The 16613-nt window shown below is 40.8% G+C and carries 12 protein-coding genes and 2 tRNA genes; 3 read left to right on the forward strand and 11 right to left on the reverse strand.

Features of this window, described 5'->3' with window-relative positions:
* Nucleotides 1-112, reverse strand: a 112-nt coding sequence (gene rpsP, locus ACJAT7_RS07740) for a 30S ribosomal protein S16 (protein ID WP_415226251.1), incomplete at its 3' end; no start/stop codon positions are given.
* A gap of 200 nt (nt 113-312) precedes the next feature.
* A complete protein-coding gene (gene ffh / locus ACJAT7_RS07745) occupies nt 313-1728 on the reverse strand; it encodes a signal recognition particle protein (RefSeq protein ID WP_415226227.1) in 1416 nt (471 codons plus the stop codon).
* Nucleotides 1729-2055: 327 nt separating this feature from the next.
* Here ffh and ACJAT7_RS07750 point away from each other — a divergent pair, with 327 nt between their 5' ends.
* Both ACJAT7_RS07750 and ACJAT7_RS07755 read left to right on the forward strand, forming a co-directional pair.
* Nucleotides 2056-2847, forward strand: a complete 792-nt coding sequence (locus ACJAT7_RS07750; protein ID WP_415226228.1) for an inner membrane protein YpjD — start codon at nt 2056-2058, stop codon at nt 2845-2847.
* A 582-nt stretch (nt 2848-3429) separates the two neighbouring features.
* On the forward strand, nt 3430-6015 hold the full coding sequence (locus ACJAT7_RS07755) for an alpha-amylase family glycosyl hydrolase (RefSeq protein WP_415226229.1): 2586 nt from the start codon (nt 3430-3432) through the stop codon (nt 6013-6015).
* 109 nt (nt 6016-6124) lie between these two features.
* On the opposite strand, the gene ACJAT7_RS07760 is transcribed toward ACJAT7_RS07755, so the two are convergent.
* Complete coding sequence (locus ACJAT7_RS07760) at nt 6125-7885, reverse strand: glycoside hydrolase family 36 protein (protein WP_415226230.1); 1761 nt, start codon at nt 7883-7885, stop codon at nt 6125-6127.
* 266 nt (nt 7886-8151) lie between these two features.
* On the opposite strand from ACJAT7_RS07760, the gene ACJAT7_RS07765 reads away from it, so the two are divergent.
* A complete protein-coding gene (locus tag ACJAT7_RS07765; RefSeq protein WP_415226231.1) occupies nt 8152-9426 on the forward strand; it encodes an HlyC/CorC family transporter in 1275 nt (424 codons plus the stop codon).
* Nucleotides 9427-9498: 72 nt separating this feature from the next.
* Here the strand turns inward: ACJAT7_RS07765 and luxS are convergent, their stop codons facing one another.
* From luxS to ACJAT7_RS07805, 8 genes are all read right to left on the reverse strand, one after another.
* Complete coding sequence (gene luxS / locus ACJAT7_RS07770; RefSeq protein ID WP_415226232.1) at nt 9499-10008, reverse strand: S-ribosylhomocysteine lyase; 510 nt, start codon at nt 10006-10008, stop codon at nt 9499-9501.
* A gap of 36 nt (nt 10009-10044) precedes the next feature.
* Nucleotides 10045-10659 (reverse strand): hypothetical protein, encoded by a 615-nt coding sequence (locus ACJAT7_RS07775; protein ID WP_415226233.1) that lies wholly within the window; start codon nt 10657-10659, stop codon nt 10045-10047.
* Between the two features lie 61 nt (nt 10660-10720).
* Nucleotides 10721-12301, reverse strand: a complete 1581-nt coding sequence (gshA, locus tag ACJAT7_RS07780) for a glutamate--cysteine ligase (RefSeq protein ID WP_415226234.1) — start codon at nt 12299-12301, stop codon at nt 10721-10723.
* Nucleotides 12302-12493: 192 nt separating this feature from the next.
* A complete protein-coding gene (locus ACJAT7_RS07785; protein WP_415226252.1) occupies nt 12494-13600 on the reverse strand; it encodes a sodium ion-translocating decarboxylase subunit beta in 1107 nt (368 codons plus the stop codon).
* Nucleotides 13601-13636: 36 nt separating this feature from the next.
* Entirely contained in the window at nt 13637-15415 is a 1779-nt protein-coding gene (oadA, locus tag ACJAT7_RS07790) for a sodium-extruding oxaloacetate decarboxylase subunit alpha (RefSeq protein WP_415226235.1), read from the reverse strand.
* Between the two features lie 32 nt (nt 15416-15447).
* The gene (locus ACJAT7_RS07795; RefSeq protein ID WP_415226236.1) at nt 15448-15711 is read right to left on the reverse strand and encodes an oxaloacetate decarboxylase subunit gamma; all 264 of its coding nucleotides are present in this window, start codon (nt 15709-15711) and stop codon (nt 15448-15450) included.
* 665 nt (nt 15712-16376) lie between these two features.
* Nucleotides 16377-16453 (reverse strand) — tRNA-Arg (locus ACJAT7_RS07800).
* 77 nt (nt 16454-16530) lie between these two features.
* Nucleotides 16531-16607 (reverse strand) — tRNA-Arg (locus ACJAT7_RS07805).
* Nucleotides 16608-16613 lie beyond the last annotated feature (6 nt).

A 16613-nucleotide genomic window follows, 5' to 3' on the forward strand; every position in this document is an offset into this window, starting at 1 on the left:
AACCTACTCTTTCAAGGAAACAACCGTCACGCGGGCTACGGCTATCAGTTACTACCACTTGGTAGAATGGGCGTTTTTTAGCGCCACCACGAGCTAAACGAATAGTTACCATATCGTCCTCTATTTTATTATTAAACGTCATCAGTCAGAAAATTCTGACCACCTGCTTTTGTAGAAAGCTGCAAAATTATACTCCTCTTACTCAAAAGAACAATCAAAATCACACTTTGCTTAATTCAGAGGAGGCTAAAATGCAAAAACCCAAGGTAAAATTTAATTTAACTTGGGTTTTTTGTATCTAGGGCCTGTCACTTATTTTTTTTTAAATCTTCCCAGACCTGGAGGTTGTCCCATACCGCCCGCGGCAGCTCCTCCCATACCTGGCGGCAACATACCCTGCATACCGCTCATCATTTTACGCATGCCACCTTTGCCTGACATTTTTTTCATCATCTTTTGCATCTGCATAAATTGTTTAAGTAATTTATTAACATCTTGAATCTGCGCACCGGATCCCGCCGCAATACGGCGTTTGCGTGAACCTTTAATTATTTCAGGTTTAATACGCTCTTTTTTGGTCATCGAGTTAATAATCGCTTCCATTCGATCTGTGGCTTTATCGTTAGCTTGGTTTTTTACAGCTTCTGGCACTTGCCCCATGCCTGGCAATTTATCCATTATGCCCGCCATGCCGCCCATGCTTTTCATCTGTACAAGTTGCTCACGAAAATCGTCTAAATCAAAACCTTTGCCTTTTTTAATTTTACTGGCTAATTTTTCTGCTTTTTCCTTATCTACCTTGGTTTCCATTTCTTCAATTAATGAAAGAACATCTCCCATACCAAGAATACGTGAAGCAATACGATCCGGATAAAAGGGTTCTAATGCATCAACTTTTTCACCCATACCGATAAATTTAACTGGCTTACCCGTAATATGACGGATAGAAAGGGCAGCACCACCACGCGCATCACCATCGGCTTTGGTTAGGATAACCCCCGTTAAGGGTAGCGCTTCATTAAATGATTTTGCAGTATTGGCGGCATCTTGACCGGTCATTGCATCAACAACAAACAAGGTTTCCACAGGCTTGATGGCACCATGAAGATCTTTAATCTCATCCATCATTTCGTTGTCTACATGCAGGCGACCTGCTGTATCGACGATAACAACATCAATAAATTTCTTTTTCGCATAATCAATCGCGGCATTGGCAATAGCGATTGGCTTTTGTGATATATCACTTGGAAAGAATTCAACGTCCACTTCCGCAGCGAGTGTTTCAAGTTGTTTAATTGCAGCAGGTCGATAAATATCGGCACTGACCACCAAGACGCTTTTTTTATCACGTGTTTTTAGTAAACGCGCAAGTTTTGCAACTGTGGTTGTTTTACCCGCACCTTGCAAACCTGCCATGAGTAGTATTGCAGGTGGTTGGGTGGCAAGATCTAATGCTTCATTAACCTCACCCATAGCCAATTCAAGTTCATTTTGAACAATTTTAATAAATGCCTGACCAGGACTTAAGCTTTTAGCAACCTCTTGACCAACAGCACGTTTTTTTATTGCTTCAATAAAGTCACGAACAACAGGCAATGCTACATCGGCTTCTAATAAAGCCATGCGCACTTCGCGAAGAGTATCTTTAATATTATCTTCGGTTAAGCGTCCTTTGCCACTGATGTTCTTAAGGGTTTTCGACAGTCGATCGGTTAAATTCTCAAACATGGTCAGATCTCATCGCTAAAAAAATAAAAATGATTATACGCAATTCTGCTTTTCCACAATAGCATTAACTTCAGATCCGCTCAATAAAGCATATAAATGCTCTTTTAAGAATAGAGCAGAGGTATATACCCATGATACCTCAAGATACTTTATCAGCAGGGCAAGTCAAATCGCACTCAACTGCGTCGTTATAAAATCTCAATGTAGAGCAACTATATTTCAATTTTATGCCTAGCATCTAAGTACAATTTGGCTTGCTGATTTTGCATCTTGAGGTAACATGGGTATAGTCACGTTTATTTATTAACTTCAGTTGTGTTGGGTGATATGGATTATTTTGCGTTAATAAGTAGCATTTTTTATATTCTGGCGGGAATTATTGCCACCATACAGCTATATAAACCAGCGAGATTGCGGCCTCATTATTTTTTTATTGCCATTACACTGGCACTATTACTCCATGCAAATTGGTTATACCAACACATTTTTATGCTCCATGGACAGAATCTACCGATATTAAATGTGCTCTCATTAGTTACCTTTATTATTTCGTTATTTTCCACACTCGCCAGTAAGCGCCTTAATACCGGCATCTTACTGCCTGTCGTTTATGCTTTTACCGTCATCAATTTCATTGCAGTGACTTATCTACCAAGCCAATACATTACTCATTTAGAGTCGCACCCTCAAATTGGCGCGCATATCATTTTTGCCTTGTCAGCCTACTCAATACTAAGCATTGCCAGCCTGTTTGCCCTGCAATTGGCCTATCTAGATTACCGTTTAAAGAATCGCAAAAATCCCTTAACAAAAATTAATATGCCACCACTGATGACATTGGAAAAAAGTTTATTCCAATTTATTTTTATCGGTTTTATTTTACTAAGCTGCACTTTATTAACCGGCTTTATTTTTCTAGATGATATGTTTGCCAAAGGTAGTGCGCATAAAGCTATCCTATCGATAATTGCATGGGGTGTTTATGCAGTTATCTTATGGGGCCATTTCAGCAAAGGGTGGCGAGGCCGGTTTATCGTCTATATCACCATTGCGGGCTCTTCACTGCTAACACTGGCTTATTTTGGTAGCCGCTTTGTACGAGAAATAATATTAAGTTAAATTTTATACAATAGTGGCTGAATAACCGACTTGTAGACGTAGCTGTTTACAGTGGTGAGAAAGCACCACCACTAATGAAGATAGCTTTGATGCAATCACATTGGATGTGCAATACGCATTTAATGCGAATATGAAAATAGGGATTGAATAGCAAGTAGATATGATCAAAGCTAACCATCACTAATGGGTAGCTGGACTACAATACAACTTCTAATCTCTAAACGTTTTTACGTTTATAAATTATCAAAAGCTCGCTACGGCGAGCTTTTTTGTGCCTGCTCTACGCCCACAAAAGCGCATAAAAATAGCTATTAAACAGAGAAACCACTTTTTATATTGTTCAATTTATGAGCGCAATCTCATTTTTTGTAATATCCTATCAAATTCTATGACCCTCATTATATTAACAAAATCTAATATAGCATGTTGTTTATAAATCAGAGATGATCCGCGCGAAATCACCTGACGCTCTAATTTTAGACGGATTGATTTTTATCTATTGCCAAATGGATGGCAAAAAAGTTGTAAATACATTCAACAAACCAAGGCCTTATTTACAGGTCTATTATAAGGATAGAACAGATGAAAAAAAAATTACTCGTCTTGAGTATAATGGCGGCATCCTTCAGTGCACAAGCTGAGTGGGATTTTCGCGGCAGCGAAAATAACTGGGATGCAACAGCGCTAGATTATGTCTCTGGCGATCTATTTCAAACGTGTCAAACTTTTGCTGACAATGATCCCCGTTTTAAAATTGACCGTTTCGGTGACTGGAGTGAAGCTTATCCAAGTGCTGATTACCGTGTAACAGCTAATAAAACCTACAATATCAGTTTTTATGCTAACAGTCATAATATCGAGCTTGCAGAAGTTGCAAGCTGCAGCACTGATCCTACTGATTTTATACATAACTTTAATAGTTTAAATTTCCGTGGCACAGCAAACGGTTGGGCTGCAACAGCAATGACACTGGTTGCGGATAATAGATGGGAAATAACGGTATCTTTAAATGGACAAGTAGATCAACGCTTTAAATTTGACGTATCAAGCGATTGGACAGAAAGCTACGGTGATACAGGTGCAGACGGGACCTTAGATCTCGCGGGCAGCGATATTTTCACCTCTATGGTGGGTGACTACAAAATTCAAGTTAATGATGCAACAAAACACTATACGCTAACACGCGTTGGTGAATGTACGACAGACTGCGAGACACCAATAGGCGAAACATTAGGGGCAGTTTATTCAACAGACAGCACTACTTTCTCTATCTGGTCACCAGATAACGCTGATGTAAAAGTGCGTGTTAACGGCATTGAACATAGCATGTCAAAAGTTGCTGACTTTAATGGTTACAGCAATGTTTATCAGATTACGGTAAACGGTGACTTGCAGCTGCAAGAGTACACTTACTTAATCAATGGCATTCAGGTACGTGACCCTTACGGTAAAATGGCTAAACCGGGTACGGGTGATTATGAGGCAGTTAATATCGTAATGGATATGTCTAAAACAGTTCCAACAGGCGGATGGGCAACTCGTCCTGCACTTATTGAACGTGAAGATGCAATTATTTATGAGATGCATGTACGTGACTTTACGATTGATTCAAGCTCAGGTGTAAGCGCTGGTAATCATGGTAAGTATATGGGCCTAGTTGAAGCTGGCACCACTTATAACGGTGTTAAAACAGGTATAGATCACCTTAAAGAGTTAGGTGTTACTCACGTTCAACTGCTTCCTGTTTATGACTATGCAACATGTGACGGCCTACCAGATAGTAATGGTTGTTATAACTGGGGCTATGATCCGCGTAACTTCAATATCCCAGAAGATCGCTATTCTAAAGTACCCACTAACTATGAAGAGCGTGCACGTGAATTCAAGACCATGGTCAATGAATTACATAAAGCAGGGATCCGCGTCATTATGGATGTGGTTTATAACCATACCTACAATAAGCAGATGTTTGAAAATATCACCGGCCAATATTACACGCCAACAGATCTTTCAGGTACGGGTAACTCTATCGACGCTGATGTACCTATGGTGAGCCGCATGATCCAAGACTCTCTTGAGTACTGGGTTGATGAATATGGTATTGATGGTTTCCGTTTTGACTTAATTGGTATTTTTTCCTACCTGGAAGTTGAAAAATGGGGTCGCTATATGAATACAACTTTTCCGGATCGCAACTTATTAATCTATGGCGAACCTTGGAACGGTTATGCATCCGATCCTAAAAATGATCAACGTGTTCGTTACGGCACAACACATAATATGGTTGAAGAGCATGTTGGCGTCTTTAACGGCGCTTTCCGTGAAGCGATTAAAGGCTCTAATGATGATACGCGCAGCGGTTTTATGCTCAACAATCTAGCCGCGGCAGATGCTGGTTGGGGTATCTATGATGGTATGCACGGATCGGCTTATAACCCCAACGATAGCCGTAACGGTGAATGGTTCCGTAACTATGCTTCAGATCCTGAGCAGACAATCAACTATATCTCTGCCCATGATAACTTTGGTTTATGGGATAAGGTTTACCTGAGTCTTGCAACTAATGTATCGCAAAACAGCTCCCATCAAGTTGATTCACTTACTGCGCCAAGCGATCTTGGCTATGCTAAACGTGTTGTGAACTTCGGGATGGGCATAGTGCTGACCAGCCAAGGTATTCCATTTATCCATTCCGGTGATGAATTCCTGCGTACTAAAACAAACAATCAGGATATGGCAAATGCATCTGCATGGAACTATGGAGACCACGGCGGCACTCATAACACCTACAATGCACCAGATAGCTTTAATGCAATTCACTGGGGCAACAAAGCTGATAATGCGGCAACATTTAACTACTTTAAAACGCTCATCAACCTTCGTCGCAATCATGCTGGTATGCGTATGAATACAAACCAAGAGATTGCACAGCATATGGTTGTTGATCGCCCGGATATATACGGCGGTCAAGTTGTAAGTGGTTATATCACTTACCCTGACGATAACCAGAACCTGTTTATTGTTTACAACAGTGGTAATAACCAGAACATCACACTACCTTCTGGTAGCTGGACAAAAGTGGCTGATGCTAACGGCGCAGCAACTGTTTCAGGGTTATCTGGCACGGCTCTGGTAGAAGGTACTGCAGTGACTATTTTTGCACAATAAATAGGCCAGTGATTAATATCACTACTTATTAACAAGTAATAAAAAATCCGCAAGTAAATAAACGACTTGCGGATTTTTTTATTTTAGCGCTTATGTGTGCAGGTAATAATTATTTGATGATCACCGCAGCAGCTGAGCGTGCCGCGATGTTAACCGACACTTCATTATTGAACGGTGCACCGAGCAACTCATCCCCGAAAAACCCAACTGCTTGCTCTCCCTCTTCTACCGGTAAGTTAAAAATTGCAGTTTCATTCTGCCAGTTAAAGAGGAGGTGCAATGTCGCACTACCCTTACAGATAGTGCCATGTGTAAAACTTCTATTTTTAAATTGTACTGCCAGCCCCCTAAACTCACTGCCGAGTAGCTTAGCTAACTTATGTTTATTATCTTCACTTAAGCCCGCTAATCTGTCGCCAGAAATAAGCAAACCATTACAAACCAGAATAGTGAGTAAATGTAATCGGTACTGCTCAGTCGTCGCTACTTGCTGCTCCCTGTTTTCCAGCGTGATACAGTCGGGATCATTTATCCACAACACGCGATTTTGCCAGCTACGATGCAATATCTCTTGGGCAATCTGATAAAACCGCTCGCCATTTCGTTCAACATCATCACCAACGCGCATCCCATCAATCAGTCCTAAAGAGGGCCAAAGTGGTGCATTGCAACCCAATAAAAAACTATCCCCTGCGCCATCGCAAATGGCCTGCATACCACGACGATATGCCTCTATGCGCGTTGCTGTAGGATCAAAGAAATAGCCACCGTGGATAGCACCCCAAAAATTTGCATCCAGTTTAAACAAAGTGATCCCTAGTTCCAGATGGAGATAAGCAAACAGCGTTTTTAAATGCTGCTGTACCTGTGGATGCGTACCATCTAATACATACCAAGGCGTACAGCGCCAGCCGCCATAAGTCACCTTTTCAGCAGCAAGTGGCTCGCCATTTTGATCTTTTACAAACCAATTAGGGTGCTGCTTAAACACAGCTGAATTACCTTCGGCGATAAAGGGTGCTAACCACAAAGCAGGTTTCACACCAGCCTGATGAATCTGCCCAACTACCCCAGCTAAGCCAGAGCCAAAACGCGACGAAGGGGTTAACCAATCGCCCATATACGCCTGATAGCCATCATCAATCAACAGGTAATCAAGGGAGGGAAACTGTTGCGCCATTTGCTGTAGATTTTCACTGATATCTTTTTCACGAACATCAGCATAATAGTGATACCAGGAACACCAACCTGAAGGGGATTTGTCTGCAAACCGAGTTATGCCACGCGGTGTATGATTTTGCTTAAGCATAGCACCATATTGCTGCAAGAGTTGCTCGGAATCAGGACCTTCCAATATGGTTAACGGTTCGCCCTGCCAGTGACTAAAACCCGCTAAAGGCAAGTTTTCACAATCCAAGATCACTTTCAACCGCTTGTTAGCTGAAATGCGAAATGTCCCACTGAATCGGAAACAGGCGGTAAAGCCCAAGAGTATGTGATGGTTAGGCTGTGGTGACAGTAAAATATAGTTATAACTACTGTGAAACCCGCTTTCAGAGGGAAGTCGATAATGACTGATATCAGGACAACGTCCAATTGCTTTGGGTTGGCTTAACGTCCCTCCCGTTTGCGCCAGCATCTGGAAACCTTCTCCATAAAAACAGCAATCATCAGAGAGAGGAAGCTTTCCATCAAACAAAACAATTTCTTTGACCTTTATAGAATGGGTAGCGCTACTATTGAGTTGCCATGTACAACTATTTTGCTGCCATTCCCGTATTAAACATAGCGGCAGAGATTGCAATGACGATGCGGCAACAGCATAACCTTTGAAAGCTTGTATCTTAGAAATAATCGATTGATAAGGCACTATAAACTCCAGGATCAGTAGAACAAAATAATTGTGCTAAGCGGTATATACTAACGCATCTATCACTTAATAATTGTATCAATAACCTTATTTAATCAGATCGCTTTTCGATCTCCGCATTTATCTTTTTTGCTTTGAAAAATAGCCTCAAATTTAATTGTTTTCAGTTGAATGTGATGATCTGGGAAAACATCTTTGTTTTATGCTTTTTTATTCGCTAAAATCACTAATTAATAATTAGTGAGTCTATATAAAATGAGAACATTTTGAACGACATTCCAACCAGCGCACTACTGATAACTCTTATTATGTTAATTGCAATTTCGGCTTATTTTTCAAGTTCTGAAACAAGCATGATGACACTTAATCGTTATCGATTACGTCACCTTGCTAAAGACAAAAACAAAGTCGCCATTCGCGTAGAAAAACTGCTCAATAAACCAGATAAATTAATTGGTTTGATTCTAATCGGTAACAATCTGGTCAATATTCTCGCCTCTGCACTGGCAACCATTCTTGGGCAACGTTTGTTTGGCGATGCAGGCATTGCAATCGCAACGGGAGTGCTAACGCTGGTCATTTTGATTTTCGCTGAGGTTACCCCGAAAACATTAGCAGTGCTTTATCCGGAAAAAATCGCATTTCCAAGTTCATTTATATTGAGCCCATTACAAAAACTACTCAGCCCACTGGTATGGTTAATCAATGGTATCTCTAATGGTTTATTACGATTATTCGGTGTTAATGTGACACCTAAAAATGATAATGCCCTTTCAAGAGATGAATTGCGTTCTGTTGTCCATGAAGCTGGCAGTATGATCCCTGCGCATCACCAACAGATGTTATTAAGTATTCTTGAACTCGAAAAAGTGACTGTCGATGAGATAATGATCCCGCGCAACGAGATTGCAGCAATTGATATCAACCAAGAGTGGGATACTATCCTCAAACAATTAAAACATCGTACTCATACTATGACCTTGTTATACCGAGATACCATAGATGATGCGATAGGTTTTATGCACGCGCGCGATTCACTGCTGATTTTATTAAAAGAAGATTTTACAAAAACAACCCTGCTACGCAGTCTCAGAAAGTTGTATTTTATCCCTGAAGGCACACCACTTAATACCCAACTTATTAAATTCCAGCGTAATAAGGAACGAATTGGTTTGGTTGTTGATGAATATGGTGATATTCAAGGTCTAGTAACACTTGCAGATATTTTAGAAGAGATTGTCGGTGATTTCACCACCACACGTGAGCCACATAGCTCGCAAGAGATCTATAAACAGCAGGATGACTCTTATATTGTAGAGGGCAGCTTAGGCATTCGTGATATTAATAAAGAGATGGGTTGGGAATTGCCAACAGACGGCCCACGTACCTTAAACGGTTTAATTCTAGAGCACCTTGAAGAGATCCCGACAGGTAAAATAAGTGCCCGAATTTGCGGCTATCCCATGGAAATTTTGGAAGTTGAAAATAATATGGTGAAGCTGGTGAAAGTGATACCACGTCTATACAGCGATCAAGAATAATATTTTAAGCCATTATCCTGAAAAGCGCCTTTCTAGCGAATAGAAAGACGCTTTTTTCTTAAGCTGTAAAAATTACAGCTGTGTAAGTTGCGCTTCACTTAACGCAATATCTTCATTTTTGTTGATACCAATACCCGCATCAATAATACCTTGTGCAATCGCCTTCGCTTCGGTTAGTGAGTGCATTGAATAAGTACCACATTGATACTCATTGAGCTCAGGGATATCACTTTGAGCTTTTACTGCTAACACGTCTTTCATGGAAGCCAACCAAGCATCACCAACTTCTGCTTCTGTTGGCGATCCAATTAAACTCATGTAAAAACCGGTACGGCAACCCATAGGCGAAATATCGATAATTTCAACATCAGCACTGTTTAGGTGATTACGCATAAAGCCGGCGTAAAGGTGCTCAAGTGTATGAATCCCTTTTTCTGATAAAATATCTTTATTAGGTGCGCTAAAACGCAAATCAAATACGGTAATTGTATCTTTACTGGGTGTTTGCATTTTTTTTGCAATACGCACTGCAGGGGCTTTCATAATAGTATGGTCAACTGTAAAACTATCTAATAATGGCATCTTATTTCCTTTTTCTATCATATTGAATAATTGGTATTAAGTGAAAAATAATCGCCACAACCAACTTGAATCTAAATTTTCCTGGCAACCATGCAGTTGCGTTGCATATTGCTTAGCACGGCTGTCTACTTTTCGAGAAACCTTAATTAACCAAGGTTTTTGGTTGTAACTCTTACGTTTATATCCCCCCCAGCCTTCATGGTAATTCAGGTATTGTCCATAAGCATCCCACTTGGAAACGCCGTTAATTTTATGGGTTTTATCGGTAAACCAGCCCATAAAATCAAGCGCATCAGCAAAATCATCGCGATCGGCCCAACTGTTACCTGTTTCACGCTGGTAATCATCCCAGGTCATCGTTTTCGCCTGAGCATAGCCATATGCATCACTCGCTCTGCCAATCGGAATAAACCAGAAGTATTGCATCGGTGGTTCAGCATTATGCTTAAAACTGCTTTCCTGATACATCATAGCGAGCGGCACATGAATCGGCGTTCCCCAATTATCTTTCATCTCCTTTGATGCATCATACCAATCGCGATGTTCGAAAAATATCTCACAAATATTGTCAGGATTTTTAGGCGGTGGTGTTGCACAACCACTCAAGAAAAGAACGCAAAAAATAAAAATCAATCTGCTATGCATACTCATTTCACTTATTCTCCAGCGGTCAAGCAAGCTGTTGAAAATATTAACAACAAACTGACAGCTATTATTTTTTCTCTGATTGAATAAAATATTGCTGTAAATATTGGTCGAAATTCAGCGTGTCGGCATTCTCGATTTTCTGCTGTTTTTGCAGAGAATTTAATTTCTCTTGTTCGAAATGTTGATCGGACCAAATCTGATACTCTTGCGCTATTAACTCAGCTTTATAGGTTTTCGATAAACTTAATGCCAACGGACCATTATCCGTATTTTTTTCTTTAATTATCTGTAATATCCGTGCCGAACTGGTTAACTCAGGTGCCGCAAAGCGCGGGGCAATATGGGCAATTGCTTGTTGATAACGAAGGCTCTTTCCATTTTTATCGAAAACAGTTGCCAACTCTTTTAACTGCGCAGTAAGCCATTCCCCCCACTGTGCAACAGTTTGTTCGCAACCATCAATTTCAAGCTGCAAACCGGGCTTACGCCCTTCTGTGACTATCTTATTCAAATTATCAGCAAAATGGGATGATTGCAGTTCCGATATCTCTTCTGAAGGGATAATCGCACACCAGGTTAAAAACAGATCCAAAAAGTTAACTTGCTCTTCTGTGATCCCCACTTTTGAAAAAGGATTCACATCAAGTGAACGGATCTCAATATATTCAATCCCTCTGCTGCGCAGGGCTTGTGAAGGGGTTTCATTACCTTGATGCACACGTTTAGGACGAATTGAGGTATACAGTTCATTTTCAATTTGTAAAACATTATCATTTAGCTGTACATATTTATTATCTTTTTTTATGCCTAGCTTTTTAAATTTAGGTGATTTTTTACGTAATGCCTGGCGCACTGAGTCTAAGTATTCTTCAAGAGAATTATAACTAATTTTCAGAGATGAATGACCGCTATTGGTATAGCCGAGATCGCTTAAACGCAACGATGTGGCATAAGGCAAATAAATAGTGCCTTTGCCTATTTTTTTGAATTTAAAATCTGTTTTTTTGCCCTGAACAAATGATTCACATAAAGCGGGAGATGCACCAAACAGAAAAGGGATCACCCAGCCATATTTAAAGTAATTACGGATAATTCCTAAGTAACCTGCCGATTTTAGATCTTCAGCGGGTAAATCCAGCCCCTGTATTTCAGACCAGGTAGACCAAAAACTTTCTGGCAATGAAAAGTTGTAATGCACTCCAGAGATAATTTGCATCATGCCACCATAGCGATTTTTTAAGCCTTGGCGATACGCTGTTTTCATCAATCCCACATTCGAGGAGCCATACTGCCCGAGCTCAATTTCATCTTCATTTTCAACAAAACAGGGCATGCTAATCGGCCATAATGTTTCATTGTTTTCTAAGTTTTTCGCCGCGTAGTGGTGAATATCATTCAAATAGGCAAAGAGTTGATCGCTGTCCTTGGCGACAGGAGTAATGAACTCCAGCAGACTTTCCGAAAAATCGATGGTAATTGATTGGTGGCATAACGCGCTGCCAAAAGCATAAGGGTGACCATATTGCGATAACTTTCCGTCAGAGTTAACACGTAATGCTTCGCGTTCAATACCTCGACCAAAGCCGATAAGTGATTCTGATTGTTGACCAATAATGGTTAGACGTTGCTGAAAATCGAGAGACAAGAGTACACCCTTTGAAGTAGCTAAAAGTGTTAGAAGAATACCTTAAAGAAGTGATAATTTACAAGCTTTAACTATTTTATAACAAAGACAGTACCGAGTTGATAGCGAGCAAGTAACGCCGCGGGTTACTTTAAAATAAAAAAAAGCCACTTAAATAAGTGGCTTTTGAAAAAATCATTAACAGTTAGCCGCTTAGCCAGACAGCGCTAACAAAACACCAGCGGCAACAGCACTACCAAGTACCCCTGCAACATTGGGTCCCATCGCATGCATTAATAGGAAGTTATGTGGATTTGCTTCTAAGCCAACCTTATTGGCAACGCGCGCTGCCATAGGAACCGCCGAAACGCCAGCAGCACCAATTAATGGGTTGATTGGATTCTTTGAGAAACGGCTCATTATTTTAGCCATAATAAGACCCGATGCAGTACCAATAGAAAAGGCAATAGCCCCTAATGCTAAAATACCTAATGTTTCCAGATTTAAAAACTTATCCGCTGATAATTTTGAACCGACACCTAGACCTAAGAAAATCGTCACAATATTGATCAGCTCATTTTGTGCGGTTGAGCTTAAGCGATCAACGACACCCGATTCACGCATCAAATTACCTAAGCAGAACATACCAACAAGCGGTGTTGCGGCAGGTAAAAAGAGAATAGTTAAGAACAAAACAGCAAGCGGGAAAATGATCTTTTCCTTTTTGCTTACCGGACGTAACTGTTCCATTTTTATTTCACGCTCAGCTTGTGTCGTTAACGCGCGCATAATAGGCGGCTGGATAATGGGTACCAATGCCATATAAGAGTACGCAGCAACAGCAATTGCGCCCAATAGATCCGGGGCAAGCTTGGAAGCCAGGAAGATAGCCGTCGGGCCATCAGCTCCGCCGATAATCGCAATCGCAGACGCATCTGCCATTGAAAAATCAAAGCCGGGAATCAGGTTCAGCAATAGCGCACCAAACAGTGTCGCAAAAATACCAAATTGTGCAGCCGCACCCAAAAGCAATGTCTTGGGGTTAGCTATTAATGCACCAAAGTCGGTCAGCGCACCGACGCCCATAAAGATAATTAACGGGAACACCCCCGTTTCAATACCAATATGGTAAATATAATAAAGTATGCCGCCTTCATCAGTAAAACCTGCATTGGGGATGTTAGCTAAAACAGCCCCAAAACCAATAGGTAATAATAATAAAGGTTCAAATTGACGCACAATTGCCAAGTATAATAATAAACCGCCAACAGCAATCATCACTAGATCAGGCCACTCAAAATTAGCGATACCTGTATCCATCCAAAGTGTAGTTAATCCATCCACTTAATTATTTCCTTACGCGATTGTAAACAGGGCTTCACCCACTGCTACTGAATCGCCTTCTTTAATTAAAACAGCCTGTATAACACCAGATTTCGTCGCGCGGATTTCAGTTTCCATCTTCATCGCTTCCATCACTAGTAATACATCACCTTCATTTACCTGCTCGCCTTCACGCACTAACACTTTAAAAATATTACCTGCTAATGGCGATGGCACTTCTTCAACATCACTGCTAGCTGATGTTGCAGGTGCAACCGTCGCAGCGGGTGTTGCAGCAGCGGCGGCAATGCCGTCAATGCTACCCTCAGGCCCAACTTGTACCGTAAATAACTGACCATCAACAGCCACTGAATAAGTTTGCGCCTGACCTTTTTTCGCTGTCACTGCAGGTAAAAGATCATCTGCGCTCGGTACAGGTTCAAATGCATCTGGGTTATTACGGTTTTCTAAAAACTTAAGACCTATCTCCGGAAATAGCGCATAAATCAGCGTGTCATCAATCTCTTGCTCTGCTAATTTAATACCTTTTTCAGCGGCTACTTTTTTAAGCTCCGCAGCAAGGGTTTGCATTTCTGGTTTGATATTATCAGCAGGGCGACAGGTAATTGCCTGTGCACCATCTAATACTTTCGCTTGCAGTTGCGCATTAACAGGTGCTGGTGTCGCGCCGTATTCGCCTTTTAATACACCGGCAGTTTCTTTGGTAATGTTTTTGTAACGTTCGCCCATTAATACATTGATAACAGCTTGTGTACCAACAATTTGCGAAGTGGGTGTAACAAGCGGAATGTAACCAAGATCTTCACGAACTGCGGTGATCTCTTTTAGCACCTCATCCATTTTATCCGCAGCACCTTGCTGCTTAAGCTGGCTTTCCATATTTGTTAGCATGCCACCTGGTACTTGGGCTATCAGTATCCGTGGATCAACACCTTTAAGCTCGCCCTCAAATTTTACATATTTTTTGCGTACATCGCGAAAGTAAGAGGAGATCTCTTCTAGTTTATGAATATCCAGGCCAGTATCACGATCTGTACCTTCCACAATTGCGACCAATGTTTCAGTTGCAGAATGACCGTAAGTCATGCTCATTGAAGAGATTGCAGAATCGATAATATCAATACCGGAATCTATCGCTTTCTGCTGTGTTGCAACACTTAAACCCGTGGTCGCATGACAATGCAGAGCAAGCGGAATATCCGTGCTGGCTTTTATTTTACTGATTAGCTCTTCAGCTGCATAAGGTTTTAATAAACCGGCCATATCTTTAATACATAATGAATGACAGCCCATATCTTCCAAACGCTTGGCCATATCAACCCAACCGTCAATGGTATGCACTGGGCTGGTTGTATAAGATATTGCACCTTGGGCATGAGCGCCTATTTTAACTGCGGATTTGACTGCCGTTTCAAAGTTACGTACATCATTCATCGCATCAAAAATACGGAATACATCAACACCATTGGTATGTGCACGTTCAACAAATTTTTCTACGACATCATCAGCATAATGGCGGTAACCTAATAGGTTTTGACCGCGTAATAACATTTGCTGAGGTGTATTTGGCATCGCCGCTTTTAGCGCGCGGATGCGATCCCATGGATCTTCCCCGAGATAACGAATACATGAATCAAACGTTGCCCCACCCCAAGTTTCCAAAGACCAGTAACCGATTTTATCGAGTTTCTCTGCAATCGGCAGCATATCGTCGATACGCATGCGTGTTGCAAATAATGATTGGTGTGCGTCGCGTAGTACTACTTCTGTAATTGCTAGAGGCTTAGACATATTCACTTGCTCCTTCATTCGTTCGTTTCCCATTATAATACGCTTTCATTTTTACGATATTGCTGCACAGCGCTGGTAATAGCCGCAATTAATTTTGGATTAACACCTGACTGAACGGAAGCAGTCGATACGGCTTTCTTTTGAATCGATTTTTTCTTAACAATGGGTTCATCGGCAGGTACATATTTTGCCATCAAGTTGACAACAATCATCAATAAACCCAAAAATAGAAAGACAAAGGTCATTCCTAACCCTAAAAGTGTTAATGCTCTATATAACGACTCCATAATATCCATACTTTATTATCCTTTATTTACACATAGGCAGTGCATATCCATAAACAGAGCGATCTGAATAGTTATTCACAAACACTCTGCATTAACGTTTTATAAACGGTGAGCAAACAAACCTTTATCACCACTAAAAACTACGCTAAAAACCGAAGAAACAGACCTTAATTATCCAATAAAATGACTCTATATTGATCTATAGATAATTAAACAGTACTTCAAAAACGCCATATTATAGGGGATTTAACGGAAAATTGGAAGTCGACCAAGATCCCACTTTAAACGCTCAAAAGAGCTACAATCATATATTCATTTTAAACAATATAGCACGCTATCCGATAAAGCCAATTGGTCAGGCAATAAGGAAGTCACGGGCACTTAAAATGAAGCATTGGCAATAAAAAAATATGATGAAAACAGGATGGAAGTGAAAACTTATTCTAAATAAGTAGATATTTATGCAGTTGCATATGAGTTACACAATATCAATTCCCAATCTCTTGGTAAAACTGCAAGCGCAGCATGAATTATACAAATAGCAGAAAAAAAGAAAGAGCAGCTGCGTAAATCAATCAAGATATTACACTATGCGCATTAAAAAACAGAGACTGGTCAGAGGTAAAACCAAGTAAATTATAACAGGGAGTATATCTTCTTAAAATCGCAAAAAGTGGTGCGGGTGAAGGGATTCGAACCCCTGACCACCTGGTTCGTAGCCAGGTACTCTATCCAGCTGAGCTACACCCGCATGGTGCATAATATTAGTGGAATTTAATATTACTTGGCCCTTAAAAACAAAAAACTTACTAAGTAAGTTTTCAAGAATGGTGCGGGTGAAGGGATTCGAACCCCTGACCACCTGGTTCGTAGCCAGGTACTCTATCCAGCTGAGCTACACCCGCAGATAT

Source organism: Psychromonas sp. (genome assembly GCF_047632995.1).
Taxonomy (GTDB): Bacteria; Pseudomonadota; Gammaproteobacteria; order Enterobacterales; family Psychromonadaceae; genus Psychromonas.